This window comes from Methylorubrum zatmanii (genome assembly GCF_014845115.1).
Classification (GTDB): domain Bacteria; phylum Pseudomonadota; class Alphaproteobacteria; order Rhizobiales; family Beijerinckiaceae; genus Methylobacterium; species Methylobacterium zatmanii.
In genome coordinates this window covers 1-13697 of the sequence record NZ_NKUI01000023.1, presented here as the reverse complement: position 1 = coordinate 13697, position 13697 = coordinate 1, and the positions used below count along the sequence as shown (strand labels likewise).

The window sequence follows — 13697 nt, the reverse complement described above, 5'->3', positions numbered from 1 at the left end:
CATAAATGGGCGAACGAAGACATTGATCGTCCGATTCCCTCCCTCATCCTGAGGTGCCGAAGCGCAGCGCAGGCCTCGAAGGATCGTCCAGATCCCGCGCGAATTCTGGACGATCCTTCGAGGCCGCTTTGCGGCACCTCAGGATGAGGAGAGCGGATCGGCCGAGGCTGACACCGCCTTCCTCCTCTTCCGAGTCTGCTCATGCGCCTCGACACCCTGTCGGCCCTCAACGCCGAGCGCGCCGCGCGCCGCGCGGCCCTCATCGTCACCGACCCGGCGGATGGCAGCCAGCGCCTCGTGCGGGCCGCCGACATCGCCGCTGATCCGCTGGCGGAGGTGCTGCGCGAGCGGCTGCGCAGCGGCCGCAGCGGCCTCGCCGAACAGCCCGACGGGCGCCCGGTCTTCGTGGCGGTCCACCTGCCGCCGGTGCGCTTCGTCGTGGTGGGAGCCGTGCACATCTCCCAGGCTCTGGCGCCGATGGCGGCGCAACTCGGCCTCGACCTCACCGTGATCGATCCCCGCACCGCCTTCGCCAGCCCGGAGCGGTTTCCTGGTGTGCGGCTGATCGCGCAATGGCCTGACAAGGCCTTCGAGGAGATCGGGCCGCTCGATGCCTATACGGCCTTGGCCGCGCTCACCCACGATCCCAAGATCGACGATCCCGCCCTGGCGGCGGCCTTGCGGGCGGATTGCGCCTATATCGGCGCCCTCGGCTCGCGGAAGACCCATGGCCGCCGCGTCGAGCGGCTGAAGGAGGCCGGGTTCGACGAGGCGGCGATCGGGCGGATTCACGCGCCGATCGGGCTCGATCTCGGCGCCGTCTCACCCGCCGAGATCGCCCTCTCGATCCTGGCACAGCTGGTCGCGACCCTGCGCAAGGAGCGGGCTGGAGACCGCGACGCCGCTCGGGGCGGGGCCTGAGCCGATGCGCTTCGGACCCGTCGCGACCCGCGACAGCGCGGGGCTCATTGCCGCCCATACGGTGCGGGCGGAAGGGGCGAGCCTGAAGAAGGGCCAGCCGATCGCCGCCGAGGAGGCCCTGCGACTCGCCCAATCCGGTATTGCCGAGATCCTGGCCGTGCGCCTCGATCCCGGCGATGTCGGCGAGGACGAGGCGGCGGCCCGCCTCGCCGCCCAACTCGCGGGGGAGGGGCTGCGGCCGGAGCCGGCCTTTACCGGGCGCTGCAACCTCGTCGCCGAGGCTGCGGGCGTGTTCGTCGTCGATCCCACCGGAATCGATGCCGTGAACGCCGTCGACGAGGCGATCACCGTGGCAACCCTGCCGGCCTTCCGGCCGGTCGCGGCGGGTGAGATGGTCGCCACCGTCAAGATCATTCCCTACGCCGTGGCGGCGTCGCCGCTCGGGCAGGCGCTCGCGTCCGCCGTCGCGCCGCCGATGCGGCTCGCACCCTATCGCCTGAAGCGCATCGGTGTGGTCTCGACCCTGCTGCCCGGCCTGAAATCCTCCACCGTCGCCAAGACCCTGCGCGTCCTCGGCGAGCGGCTGGCCCCGGCCGGAGCCGGGATCGTCGCCGAGACCCGCGTGCGCCACGAGGCGGGCGCGGTCGCCGCCGCCATCGCCGGCCTGGTCGCGGAGGGAGTGGAGCTGGTCGTGGTGTTCGGCGCCTCGGCCATCGCCGACCGCCGGGACGTGATCCCCGCCGGGCTGGAGGCGGCGGGGGGGCGGGTCGAGCGGTTCGGCATGCCGGTCGATCCCGGCAACCTCCTGCTGCTCGGCGCCCTCGGCTCCGTCCCGGTGATCGGCGCGCCGGGCTGCGCCCGCTCACCGAAGGAGAACGGCTTCGATTTCGTCCTGCACCGCCTGCTGGCGGGGCTCCCCGTGACCCGGGCGGACATCGTCCGCCTCGGCGTCGGCGGCCTGCTCACCGAGATCCCGTTGCGGGGACAGCCGAGGTCGGGCGGTGAGGTGCTCTGAATCCCGCTTCGGCGCGGTGATCCTCGCCGCCGGCCTCGGCTCCCGCTTCGGCCGGGCGCCGAAGATGCTCGCCTCCTATGCCGGCCGGCCGATGGTCCGCCGCGTCGCCGAGGCGGCCCTCGGCTCCAGCGTTGGAGCCGTCGTCGCGGTGCTCGGCGCCCATGCCGATGCGGTCCGGGCGGCGCTGGCCGGCCTCGACCTGACGCTGGTGGACAATCCCGATCCCGGTGCCGGTCTGTCCGCATCCCTGCGCCTCGGCCTCGCCGCCCTGCCGCCGGAGGTGGAGGCGGCGGTGGTGCTGCTCGGCGACATGCCGCGCATCGGCCCGGCGCATGTCGACGCCCTGATCGCTGCCTATGCGGGCGCCGCGCCGCGCCCCTGCGCCGTGGTGCCGGTGAGCGGAGGCCGCCGTGGCAATCCGGTGCTGCTCGACCTGCGCCGCCTCGCCGACGATCTCGCCACGCTCAGCGGGGACCGGGGAGCCGGCCAGATCCTGAAGGGACGCGACGACGTGCTGGAATGGCCGGCCGATCCGGCGGTGGCCTTCGACGTCGATACGCCGGAGGCGCTCGACGGCTGATACGGGATCCGCTCGATCAAAGCGGTTCCCGTCTCGGCAAGCCCGCGCGGCGCCTGCGCGAAGCCCCAATCCGCCCTCCCGAAGCGATCAAACGGATCTGGTCTGAGGCGGTGTCACGTCTTGCGTGGCATCCGCTTCGCCTCGGCCCGGCATCGGTCGGAGCAGTAGCGGACCTCGTCCCAGACGCGCTCCCACTTCTTGCGCCACGCGAAGGGGCGGCCGCATTGCGCACAGGTCTTTTCCGGCAGGTCACCCTTTCGGCGCATCGGCGGCACGGCTCAGTCTCCATTTTCATCCGGCGCCGACGCGGTTTGTCGAGCGCCTGCCCCGCCTCGGTCCTTGACACTGTTTAGAGCGGCACCAAGCTTGGCCTGAGATCGCTGCCCCGCCGTCGTCGGCGCCGACGGCGCTCCAACCGACCACGGAGACTTCCGTTGCACCCGAAGACCTACACGCGGGCGCTGGCCCTCGGCCTCGCGCTCGTTGTCTCTGCGCCCGGCGCCGGCTTTGCCCAGGATGCGACGACGGCCGAGCAGACCGTCGACGCCATGAACAAGCTCTGGGGCCGCCATCCGGGCCTGCGCGCCAACCATGCCAAGGGTGTGGTGCTGCAGGGCAGCTTCACCCCGACACCGGAGGCCGCCAAGCTCAGCAAGGCGTCGCTGTTCGCCGGCCCAGCGGTGACGGTCACCGTGCGCTTCTCCGATGGCACCGGCCTGCCGACGATCGCCGACGGCGCGAAGGAAGCCCGGCCGCACGGCTTCTCGGCCAAGTTCAAGCTCGCCGATGGCGGCGAGGTGGACATGGTGCTCAACTCCCTGCCGCACTTCCCCGTGGCGACCGGCGAGGAATTTCGCGATCTGCTGGTCGCGATCTCGCAATCGGGGCCGGACGTGCCCTCGCCGAAGCCGGTGGAGACGTTCCGGGCCTCCCATCCCGCCGTCGCCGCGGCGGTTGGGGCGCTGACGACGCCCGAGAGCTTCGCCCGTCAGGCCTATAACGGCGTCAACGCCTTCGTCTTCGTCGATGCCGCCGGCAAACGGCAGGCCTTCCGCTGGCGCGTCGAGCCGGTGGCCGGCATCGCCACCCTGAATGCCGAGGAGGCCGGCAAGCGTCCGGCGAACTTCCTGCAGGAGGAGATCGTCGCCCGCGTCGCCAAGGAGCCGGTGGCCTTCCGCTTCCTGGCCCAGCTCGCCGAGCCGGGCGATCCGACCCACGATGCGACCAAGCCGTGGCCGAAGGAGCGCCGGATGGTGGAGATGGGCACCCTGACCCTCACCCAGGCCGTGCCGGACAGCGCCAGCGCCGAGAAGGCGCTGCTGTTCCTGCCCAACGCCCTGACCGATGGCATCGAGGTGTCCGACGATCCCCTGATCGACGCCCGCGTCCAGGCCTATGCGGTCTCGTTCGGGCGGCGCCAGTGATCGCCGCTTAGGAGATCAGCGCCCGATCTGTCCCGCCTCGGCGAGGGGCACCGGGCTCCAGCGGGTGATCTGCACGTAGCCGTCGCGGGCGGCGATGACGAGGTGGCGGCGGTGGCGATGCACCACCGCCCCCGGCGCATGGCGATGAGCCTCGCGCCAGCCCTCGGCGGCGGCGACGAAGATGCGGCCCTCGCCGGGCCGGGCGATGGTCTCGATGCTGCCGAAGGCCCGGACGCGGCACAGCACCTCGGCCACGTCCTGGCGGAAATCGAGGGTGCGGTCGGCGTCGGTCACCCGGGGCCAATAGGAGCCGTCGCCCTGCGGCTCGGGGCGGCGCCAGCGCTCGGCCAGCCCGGTCCCGATCGGCCCGAGGGCGAGGCGGCGGGCCGCCATCTGGCATTTGGCGAGCAGGGTCTCGTGGGTTTCTGCGTCGCTCAGGGCAAAGATGTCCTGGGCCAGGATGTCCCCGGTGTCGAAGCCCTGCTCGGCCAGGACATGGGCGGTGACGCCCCAGCTCTCGTAGCGATCCAAGATCGCCTTGAACAGCGGATAGGGCCCGCGCCCGGTCGGCAACGGCGAGGGATGGAAGTTCAGGGCATAGCGCACCCGCCCGTGCCAGCCCTTCACCAGCCAGGGATAGCCGGCCACCACCAGGGCGATGTCGCGGCCATGCTCCTTGGCGAGCCGCTCGATGTCGCCGGGCAGGAGCCGCGACAGCTGGATCGGGATGCGGTGGCGCCGTGCCTGGGCCACCACGACCTCGTTGAAATCGTAGATGCCGTCGCAGGGGCGGGTGAACAGCTGCACCGGCGTCCAGCCGGCCTCGACCAGCCCGTCGAACACGCCGCCCAGGAAGTCGATGCCGGCGAAGGCGAATTTCATAGGCGGCAAAGTCCCGTCCCGTGGGCCTGTGCCCTGCGACGTTCCGCTCGGGCAGATGCATCGGCCGCCGGCTCCCCGCCGACCGAATGAGCCTTAGCTAATCGATTTCAGAATGCTGGCAAAACGCCCGTAAGACGAGAATTTCTTATCCATCTGCGACGGTAGAGCGTGGTTCCGCCGGCGATCCGCGGCTCGCTTTCGCTGCGGTCGGGAGGGGGCGTATCATGGAGCGGGTCGTCATCTACGGCGGAACCGGCGGCATTGGCCTCGCCACGGCGCGGGCCCTGCGCGCGCGGGGGTCGCCGCTCCATCTCGTCGGCCGCGATGCCGGGCGTCTGGCGAGCGCCGCCGCCGAACTCGGGCAAACCGGCTTCACCGCAGGCGACGTGACCGACCCGGGTCTGTTTCCCCGGGTGACGCAGGAGGCGGGAGCGCGCCTGGGCGGCCTCGTCTACGCCATCGGCACCATCCAGCTCGCGCCGCTCGCCAAGCTCGATGCGGCGCGGATCGAGACGGATTTTCGCATCAACGCCCTCGGCGCCTTTCTGGCGGTCCAGGCGGCGGCGCCCGCGCTGAGGGCCGGGGCGGGCAGCGCAGGGGCCGGCATCGTGCTGTTCTCCACGGTCGCCGTCGCGCAGGGCTTCGCGCATCACGCCTCGGTGTCGATGGCCAAGGGGGCCGTCGAGGGGCTCGCCCTGTCGCTGGCGGCGGAACTCGCCCCGGCGATTCGGGTGAACGTCGTCGCCCCGTCCCTGACCCGGACTCCCCTGGCCGAGGCCATCACCCGCAATCAGGCCCTCGCCTCCGGCATCGCCGCGATGCACGCGCTCCAGCGCCTCGGCGAGCCGGAGGACGTGGCCAAGCTCGCCGCCTTCCTCGTCAGCGCCGAGGCGGCCTACGTCACCGGGCAGGTGATCGGCGTCGATGGCGGGCGCTCCTCGCTGCGCACCAAGGGCTGATCCGGCCGGGCTCCTGCCTCTGCCGTCACAGCGCGCTCCAGATCGCGAAGGAGAGAGTGGGGCCGAGCCTGTCCCGCGGCGTCTCGATCTGGCAACCGACCGAGAGGCGGAAGCGGTAGCCGCCGAAGGCGTAATCGGTGGCGTGGAGCCCGACGCTCCATTTCCGGTAATCGGTGCGGTCGCCGTAGAGGGCAAACTCCGGGCCGAGATAGGCCCCGAACAGGGCATAGCCCCAGGAGAGGCGGGCATAGGCATCGCCGCGGGCGGAGCCGAGGATCACCGTCGCCGTGGTCAGCGTGTCCTGGGACGGCCGGGCCCAGACCTCGCCGTGCAGACGCAGCCCCATCCGCACCGGGAGGGCTCCCTGGCCGCCCGTCCCGGCCAGCATCTCCCAGGAGGCCTCGGGGCCGGCGAACACGGTCACCGCGCCCCATTCCCGGATGAACTGGTATCCGCCGAGGGCTGCGCCCAGGGTGGTCGTGCGCACCAGGATCGGCGCCCCGGCACCGCCTTCGAGCCGGAGGCCGCCGCCAGCCGAGACCAGGGCGACGGGGCCGTCGCGCTCGAACCGGTCGAAGGCGATCTTCGCCCCGCTTGCGGAGAAGACCGAGGCGCCCGCATCCAGGCTGCCGAACAGCACGGTCTTCAGCGTGAAATCGTCTGCCCGTGCGGGACCGCAAACGAGACTCGAGACGAGATGCGAGACGAGACTTGCCGCGAGAGCGGCGACGAGGCGCGGCCGCCGGTCGCGCCGCCGCGCGGTTGCCGAGCTCCACCCTGCGCCCGCTGCCGTGCCGATGAACATTGGTCGTCGCGCGAGACAATCTCGAAGGAAGATGAGAATTTCATGGAACGATGATTCTGTTAAGTCAGAACCTCATGATGTTTGCCGGTCGCTTCATTGTAATGACTTGAAATCAATATTTGTCCATATGCCGGCAACCTGAAGGCGGCCGTTTTCGGGGCGTACAGTCCAGGCGTGCCTGCCTTCGCGCTTGGCGGATGCCCCGCATTGGGCTAGAGCCCGCACACCGAAGAACCAACGGCCGAGCCGGTTTGTCCTCCGCTGCGCGCACCTCCGACGTTCTCACCATGCTTGCGAGCCAGGAGGGTGAACGGCTGACAGTCGGCGATATCATCGCCGTGCTGCGCGACCGCGCCTTCGCACTGCTCGTGGTGCTGCTCGGCCTGCCCAACTGCCTGCCGATGCCGCCGCCGATCCCGCTGGTCTGCGGGCTGGTGCTGCTGGTCATCGCCATCCAGATCGTGGCCGGCATGACCGCCCCCTGGCTGCCGCGGCGGCTCCTGAACCAATCGATCGCGCGGGAGACGGTGGAGAAGGCGGTGACCCGGGCGGTACCCCTGCTGCGCCGGCTGGAACGCTGGTCGCGCCCCCGTCTGAGCGTGTTCGACGGCGCCATCGGCATGCGCGGCATGGGCGTGCTGATCCTGGCGCTGGCGCTGGCCCTGATCGTGGCCCCGCCCTTCTTCGGCCAGATCCCGCTCGGGCTCGCGGTCTCGCTGATCGGCCTCGGGCTGGTGGAACGCGACGGCTTCGTGGTGCTGATCGGCCTCGTGATCGGCGGCGTCGGCGTCGGGATCTCGATCGGCTTCGTCTACACCCTGTTCGCCAGCGTCATGAGCGCGCTCGCGTGGCTGTCGCAGGCGATTCCCGGCCTCGGGCTGTAAAGGCGTCCTCGGGATCGGCCCCGCCTCGTCACGGCCGAGGGCGGATCCATACGAGCCTCCGCTTGATCGCTTCGGGCTTCTTTCCGAGCCGTCTCCAAACCGTCATTGCGAACGTCGGCGAAGGACTCCAGCGGCGCGGCCTCTCCGGGAGGGGCGCGGCCTGGATTGCTTTCGCCGAGCCTCGCAACGACGGGAGTACAGCCCGAAGTGATCGAACCGGGGGCTGTCTCACGCCTCCAGGTGCCGCCGCCGCACCAAGCGATGGATCAGGCCACCCCGGGGCCCGACCAGCATCGAGACGAGGTAGAGCGCGCCCGCCGCCAGCACGATGGCCGGGCCGGTCGGCAGGCGGATGCCGGCATGGTAGGACACCAGCAGGCCGGCGATGCTGGAGAGCATCGACACCAGCATCGCCACCGGGATCAGCCCCGACAGGTCGGCGGCCCAGAACCGGGCGGTGATCGCCGGCAGCAGCATCAGGCCCACCGCCAGCAGCGTGCCGAGCGCCTGGAACCCGCCGACGAGATTGACCACCACCAGGGCCAGGAAAGCCGAATGCACTGGCCCGCCCGCCCGGCTCACCGTGCGCAGGAACAGCGGGTCGACACACTCGATCACCAGCGGGCGGTAGAGCAGGGCCAGCGCCACCAGGGTCAGGCTGGCGATGCCGCCGAGCAGGGTCAGGGCGTCGTCGTCGAGGGCCAGCACGGTGCCGAACAGGATGTGCAGGAGATCGACCTGCGAGCCGCGCAGGGAGACGAGAAACACCCCGCCGGCCAGCGAGATCAGGTAGAAGGCGGCGAGGCTCGCATCCTCCTTCAGCACGGTCGAGCGGGTGACGAGCCCGGCGGCCAGCGCCACCGCGAGCCCGGCGACGAGCCCGCCGAGCGTCATCGCCGGCAGCGACAGCCCGGCGACGAGGAAGCCGGCGGCGGCGCCGGGCAGGATGGCGTGGCTCATCGCCTCGCTCATCAGGCTCATCCGGCGCAGCATCAGGAAGACGCCGAGCGGCGGCGCCGACAGGGACAGGGCGAGGCAGCCGGCCAGGGCCCGGCGCATGAAGCCGAACTCGACGAAGGGGCCGATCAGCAGATCGGAGAGGCCGGCGAGGGTCACGATACCGCCCCGTGATGTGGATGGGCGTGATCGTGCCCGTGATGATCGAGATGATCGTGCGCGTGTGGGGCGGGGCCGTCCTCCGTGGGCGGCCGGGCGGGATGCTCGTCGTGGCGGCAGATCGCGGCGGCCTCGTCCCAGGCCTCCGACAGGCGCAGCGCCCGCGCCAGCACCGCCGGGGTCAGCACCTCGGCGGTCGGGCCCCAGGCGATGGGGCGGCGGGCGAGCACCAGGGTGGTGGGGAAATGCGCGCGCACCTGGGCCAGGTCGTGCAGGGCCGCCACGACGGTGCGGCCCTCGGCGCGCCAACCGCGGATCAGGGCGAGCAGGTCGGCGGTGGTGCGCTCGTCGATGCCGGTGAAGGGCTCGTCGAGCAGGATGATGCCCGCATCCTGCACGATCAGCCGGGCGAACAGGGCCCGCTGGAACTGCCCGCCGGAGAGGGTGCCGATCGGCCGGTCCTCGAAGCCGTCGAGGCCGACCGCCGAGAGGGCCTCGAGGAGGCGGCCACGCCGACGGCTCAGGCTGCGCCAGGGGCCGAGGGGCCGCCACAAGCCCATCGCCACGAGGTCGAGGACGCTCAGGGGAAAGCTGCGGTCGATCTCGGCGGCCTGGGGCAGGTAGGCGATGGCGCCGGGCCGGGCTTGGGTCTCGATCGTCCCGTCGAGGGCACGGATCTCGCCGACGATGCCCTTCAGCAGGGTCGACTTGCCGGCCCCGTTCGGCCCGACGACGGCGAGCAGGTCGCCCGGCGCGATGGTGCCGTCGAGATGGTGAACCGCCGGATGCCGGTCGTAGCCGAGGGTCAGGCCTCGGAGGCGGATGGCGTCCGCCCGCATGGCGGTGCCGCTCACGACATCGCCCACAGGATCACCGCCCAGAGCAGGCCCGACAGCAGGAGCGCCGCGGCGAGGCGCAGGCCTGCTCCGCTGCGGAACAGCGAACGGCGCGGGAGGCGGACGGTCCCGCCGGCACGGGTCATGGGATCTCCGAGGATGGAGCGGCGCGGACGGTGTCGCGGGGGCCGGGACGGCGTTGCTCGATTGCGGCCGGACGCCTATCTTGATGGGGCTGATACACTGTAACAGGGACCGAGTTCAATCGGTCCGTTCGCTGTGCCGATCCCGCCCCCGGCCGAAGAGGCAGGGCGGAAGCGGCCGGCGTTCGATGGCGACAGGGAGGCCGGGATGCGCGGTCACGCGCAGCATGAGCACGACCATGGGCATGACCACCACGGTCATGAGCCATCGGGCTGCGGCGCGGGGCACCACCCCTCCGTCGAGAGCATCGTCGATCGGGCGGAGCGTCTCTGCCAGGACCGGGGGCTGCAATTCACGCGGCTGCGGCGGGATGTGCTCGCGGAGGTGGCGGGCGAGCACCGGCCGCTCGGCGCCTATGACATCGCCGAACGGATGAGCGCGCCCGGCCGCCGGGTCGCGGCGGTGTCCGTCTACCGGGCGCTGGATTTCCTGACCGAGCAGGGCTTCGTCCACCGCATTTCCAGCCGCAACGCCTTCGTCTCCTGCGGCCACGAGCACGGGGAGGGGGCGGGCCTCGTCTTCCTGATCTGCCGCACCTGCGGCGGCATCGACGAGATGACCGCCCCGGCGGTGGAGAACGCCCTCGGCGAGACCCTGGCGGTCGCCGGCTTCACGCCGACGAGCCGCATCCTGGAGGTGGAGGGCGAGTGCGGCGCCTGCCGCGGACGCGTGGGCGCGCCCGCCGAGCCGGTGGAGTGACAGGGCCGCCCGCGAGACGGCCCTTGGCGGATGCCGCTCAGAACGCGTTCCGATAGGCCCGAGGCGAGACGATCGTCTGCAGGATGATCGTCATGTCGAGCCAGATCGACCAGTTGTCGATGTAGTGCAGGTCGGCCTGGACGCGGGCTTCCATCGCCGCGTCGGTGAGGGTCTCGCCGCGGAAGCCGTTGACCTGGGCCCAGCCGGTGATGCCGGGCTTCACGTTGTGGCGGCGGGCGTAGAGGGCGATGCGCCGCTCGAAACTGCGGTCGTGGGCGAGCGCGTGAGGGCGGGGGCCGACCAGGGACATGTCGCCCAGGATCACGTTGATGAGCTGGGGCAGCTCGTCGAGATTGGTCCGGCGCAGCAGGGCGCCGACGCGGGTGATGCGGTCGTCGTTGCGCGAAGCCTGCCGGAAGGGCGCATCGGGCACGGCCTTCATGCTGCGGAACTTGAACACGCCGAAGGCCTCCTGATTGAAGCCGTAGCGCCGCTGGCGGAAGAAGACCGGGCCGGGGCTGTCGAGCTTGATCAGCACGGCGAGCGTGACGAAGAGCGGGGCGAGCAGCATCAGCCCGATTCCGGCCAGCGTCACGTCGAAGGCGCGCTTGAGCAGGATCTCGCCGGAGGAGAGCGGCCGGCGGCCGATATTGAGGCCCGACAGCCGGCCGACCCGGGCGACCTGCAGGTCGGGGAAGCGGTCCATCATCGTGCCCGGCCGCAGGTGAAGGGCGGCCGGCACCCGCAGGAAGGCGTCGATGCAGCGCTCGATGTCGGCGGGCTCCGACCACGGCACCAGCACGAACACGTCGTCGGGCCGCAGGAACCGCACCACCGACACGGCGAGGTCGAGATCCTCCGCGAGCAGGGCCTCTGCGCTGGACGAGCCGGCGCTGGCATCGAAGCGGCGCAGGTAGCTCGTGCCGACCACGCGCAGCCCCAGGGCCTCGACATCGTTGTTGGCGTAGAAATTCGTGATGTCCTCCTCGTAGCCGACGAGGTGGATGCGGCTCGCCGAGGCCGAGTTCGCGGTGCTGCCGCGGCGCACCAGCGTCACCATCACGCCCCGCACGAGGATCGTCACCGGAAGCCCGACGACGAAGAAGGCCGCCGAGGCGACGCGGGAGAAGTCGTGGCTGGTCTTGGTGGCGAAGCCGATCAACAGGGCCACCGCCCAGGCCATCAGCCAGAGCGTGGCGGTGCGCCGCAGATGCGGCGTCCGCGACAGACAATGCTCGATGCCATACTCGCCCCGCGCGAGCTTGGTCGGCAGGATGATCAGGGACAGAAACGCGGCCGTCTGCAGGTTCATGCTGCGCGAGAGCGGGATCAGGTCGCCATCGGAGATGTAGGCGTAGTAAGCCGCATCCACGGCGAGGCCGACGGCGAGGATCGTCACGAGGTCGGCCAGGAACAGCGAGGTGGAGATGCCGAGGCGCACGGCGGCGCGGCGGCGCCGCGGCAACAGCGAGGCCCAGACGGCACGGCGCGCCTGCCGGGCTGGGCCCGCCGCCTCCTCCTCCCCGTCATGGGGCCGCGCAGCTACCGCGCGACCTACGCGCCGCTCCGCCTTCCGGTGACGGCTTCCTCGCCCGAGGTGTTACCCCCCAATTGCCGGTGACCGCCACAACCGGGGCCGTGACGGCGCGGGCGCCCGCGCTTTATCGTTGTCCACCCTCGGAGCCGATTGCGCACCGGCCAGCACAGAGGGCGGCACATGGCGGTATCTCCCGATAGGGCGCTTCCCTACTACGCCTATGACGGCTACCTCGTCTCGCTCTTCCCGTGGCAGGGACAGCGCGTCGCCCTTCTGACAGAAGCCAGCGATCTCGACGGCGATGTCATGGAGGCCATCCTCGGCAGGATCGACGCCGCCTACGACGTCTATGCCAAGATCACCGGGCAGGTTCCGGCCCCCTACAAGCTCTATAACGGTCTGGTCTCGATCGCCGAGGTGCCCACGGCACTCGGCGGGGCGGCGAGCGCGATCGGCTATCTCGGTGCGTCCGGCATCGAGCTGACGACCGACGCCTTCAATCAGTTGTATGCCGGCGCCGCCGATGACGGCCGCTTCGAACAGACCGTCTTCTACGAACTCGGGCGGAATTTCTGGTTCTACGGACCGCAGCTGGGACCGGTGGATGCCTTCGTCACCGGCTTCGCCATCGCCAACCGGTTCGTGTCGATGCAGGAGGCCGGCATCGTCGGCAGCCCCTTCGGCGGGCTCCCCTTCGATGAATTCAAGGTCTCCATCCTCGAAGATCTGGCGCAGACCTTCTTCCAGGGCACGGGCTACACCCTCGCCAACACCCTCGGCGCGGGAACCGGCGTTCCGAACCCCGACAACTGGGGCGCGGCGGATCTCGCCGCCTCCCTGCTCTATCAAGTCTACGAGGATTTCGGCGTCGAAACCTATGCGCGCTTCTTTCAGGACCTCGCCCTCCGCCCGGCCGCGGGCACGCCGGCCGAGGCCTTCGGCAATCTGGTCGGGGCGGCGACGCAGGCCACGGGACTCGATTACGGCTTCCTGAACAAGGGCGAGGGCATCGCCTATATCGTCGGGGGCCGGGGGGCCGACCGGCTCCAAGCGGATGACAGCGGCCGGCCGGTCCTGGGCTTCGGCGGCGACGACACGCTCGTCGGGACGGACGGCGCCGACCGGCTGTTCGGCGACGGGGGCAACGACATCCTGCGCGGCCGGGGCGGTGACGACCAGCTCGTCGGCGGGGCCGGTGACGACACCTATGTCGTCGATACGGCCGGCGACCACGTGTTCGAGGGGGTGGGGCAGGGCACCGACAGGCTCGTCGCGACCAGTTCCTATCAGTTGGCCGCCGGCCAGGAGATCGAGATCCTGCAGCTTGCCCGGAGCACCGGCCGCGAGTCCCTCGCCCTCACCGGCAACGGCTTCGACCAGACGCTCATCGGCAATGCCGGCGACAACCGGCTCGACGGCGGAGCCGGCGACGACATCCTCGCGGGCAAACTCGGATCCGACCGGCTGACGGGCGGGGCGGGGGCCGACACCTTCGTGTTCGACACGCGGCCCGGCCACGGCACTGTCGACCACATCACCGATTTCTCGTCACAGGACGACGTGCTCCGCCTCGATCACCGGGTCTTCTCCGGCCTGGAGATCGGGATTCTGGCCTCCGCGCAGTTCAAGAATCTCGACGAGGCCGGGCCCGATGCCGACGACCGCCTGCTCTACCGGCAGCAGACCGGCGAGCTGTTCTACGATTCCGATGGCAGCGGCCGGAAGGCGGCTGTCCTGATCGCGCTATTGGACAACCACGCCTCCCTCGACCACGCGGATGTCTTCGTCGTGTGAACCTGCGGTCAGCGCTTCCGGCGCCGGCCGCGCGGCCGGCG

General features: G+C 70.9%; 15 protein-coding genes. 8 read left to right on the top strand and 7 right to left on the bottom strand.

The annotated features are described in order from the left end of the window. Nucleotides 1-201: 201 nt before the first annotated feature. From MZTS_RS03310 to MZTS_RS03300, 3 genes are read left to right on the top strand one after another with little or no spacing between them, the layout of a single operon-like run. Complete coding sequence (locus tag MZTS_RS03310) at nucleotides 202-921, top strand: XdhC family protein (RefSeq protein WP_192281527.1); 720 nt, start codon at nucleotides 202-204, stop codon at nucleotides 919-921. 4 nt (nucleotides 922-925) lie between these two features. Next, entirely contained in the window at nucleotides 926-1936 is a 1011-nt protein-coding gene (locus tag MZTS_RS03305; protein WP_192281524.1) for a molybdopterin-binding protein, read from the top strand. After that, nucleotides 1923-2516: an NTP transferase domain-containing protein gene (locus MZTS_RS03300; protein WP_192281521.1), complete on the top strand. Its 594-nt coding sequence runs from the start codon at nucleotides 1923-1925 to the stop codon at nucleotides 2514-2516. The genes MZTS_RS03305 and MZTS_RS03300 overlap by 14 nt, the downstream gene beginning before the upstream one ends. A 113-nt stretch (nucleotides 2517-2629) precedes the next feature. Here MZTS_RS03300 and MZTS_RS03295 read toward each other — a convergent pair whose 3' ends face one another. Next, complete coding sequence (locus tag MZTS_RS03295; protein ID WP_192281518.1) at nucleotides 2630-2791, bottom strand: DUF2256 domain-containing protein; 162 nt, start codon at nucleotides 2789-2791, stop codon at nucleotides 2630-2632. Nucleotides 2792-2950: 159 nt separating this feature from the next. On the opposite strand from MZTS_RS03295, the gene MZTS_RS03290 reads away from it, so the two are divergent. Further along, complete coding sequence (locus MZTS_RS03290; RefSeq protein ID WP_246481974.1) at nucleotides 2951-3940, top strand: catalase family peroxidase; 990 nt, start codon at nucleotides 2951-2953, stop codon at nucleotides 3938-3940. A 15-nt stretch (nucleotides 3941-3955) separates the two neighbouring features. On the opposite strand, the gene MZTS_RS03285 is transcribed toward MZTS_RS03290, so the two are convergent. Then, nucleotides 3956-4822 (bottom strand): formyltransferase family protein, encoded by an 867-nt coding sequence (locus MZTS_RS03285; RefSeq protein ID WP_009864504.1) that lies wholly within the window; start codon nucleotides 4820-4822, stop codon nucleotides 3956-3958. A gap of 224 nt (nucleotides 4823-5046) precedes the next feature. On the opposite strand from MZTS_RS03285, the gene MZTS_RS03280 reads away from it, so the two are divergent. Beyond that, nucleotides 5047-5781, top strand: coding sequence for an SDR family NAD(P)-dependent oxidoreductase (locus MZTS_RS03280; RefSeq protein WP_192281515.1), 735 nt, complete (start codon nucleotides 5047-5049; stop codon nucleotides 5779-5781). Between the two features lie 25 nt (nucleotides 5782-5806). Here the strand turns inward: MZTS_RS03280 and bcsS are convergent, their stop codons facing one another. After that, a complete protein-coding gene (gene bcsS, locus MZTS_RS03275; protein ID WP_343068693.1) occupies nucleotides 5807-6421 on the bottom strand; it encodes a cellulose biosynthesis protein BcsS in 615 nt (204 codons plus the stop codon). Nucleotides 6422-6837: 416 nt separating this feature from the next. On the opposite strand from bcsS, the gene MZTS_RS03270 reads away from it, so the two are divergent. Further along, complete coding sequence (locus MZTS_RS03270; protein ID WP_009867012.1) at nucleotides 6838-7470, top strand: exopolysaccharide biosynthesis protein; 633 nt, start codon at nucleotides 6838-6840, stop codon at nucleotides 7468-7470. Nucleotides 7471-7698: 228 nt separating this feature from the next. Here MZTS_RS03270 and MZTS_RS03265 read toward each other — a convergent pair whose 3' ends face one another. From MZTS_RS03265 to MZTS_RS25450, 3 genes are read right to left on the bottom strand one after another with little or no spacing between them, the layout of a single operon-like run. Further along, entirely contained in the window at nucleotides 7699-8529 is an 831-nt protein-coding gene (locus tag MZTS_RS03265) for a metal ABC transporter permease (RefSeq protein ID WP_192281532.1), read from the bottom strand. Nucleotides 8530-8582: 53 nt separating this feature from the next. Then, on the bottom strand, nucleotides 8583-9440 hold the full coding sequence (locus MZTS_RS03260) for an ATP-binding cassette domain-containing protein (RefSeq protein WP_192281509.1): 858 nt from the start codon (nucleotides 9438-9440) through the stop codon (nucleotides 8583-8585). Continuing rightward, complete coding sequence (locus tag MZTS_RS25450; RefSeq protein ID WP_281397004.1) at nucleotides 9437-9568, bottom strand: hypothetical protein; 132 nt, start codon at nucleotides 9566-9568, stop codon at nucleotides 9437-9439. The genes MZTS_RS03260 and MZTS_RS25450 overlap by 4 nt, the downstream gene beginning before the upstream one ends. 205 nt (nucleotides 9569-9773) lie before the next feature. On the opposite strand from MZTS_RS25450, the gene MZTS_RS03255 reads away from it, so the two are divergent. Then, nucleotides 9774-10325: a Fur family transcriptional regulator gene (locus MZTS_RS03255; protein WP_192281506.1), complete on the top strand. Its 552-nt coding sequence runs from the start codon at nucleotides 9774-9776 to the stop codon at nucleotides 10323-10325. Between the two features lie 37 nt (nucleotides 10326-10362). Here MZTS_RS03255 and MZTS_RS03250 read toward each other — a convergent pair whose 3' ends face one another. Then, the gene (locus MZTS_RS03250; protein ID WP_246481973.1) at nucleotides 10363-11790 is read right to left on the bottom strand and encodes a sugar transferase; all 1428 of its coding nucleotides are present in this window, start codon (nucleotides 11788-11790) and stop codon (nucleotides 10363-10365) included. 252 nt (nucleotides 11791-12042) lie between these two features. On the opposite strand from MZTS_RS03250, the gene MZTS_RS03245 reads away from it, so the two are divergent. Beyond that, nucleotides 12043-13656 carry a calcium-binding protein gene (locus tag MZTS_RS03245; RefSeq protein WP_192281503.1) on the top strand — a complete coding sequence of 538 codons (1614 nt, stop codon included), beginning with the start codon at nucleotides 12043-12045 and terminating at the stop codon, nucleotides 13654-13656. Nucleotides 13657-13697 lie beyond the last annotated feature (41 nt).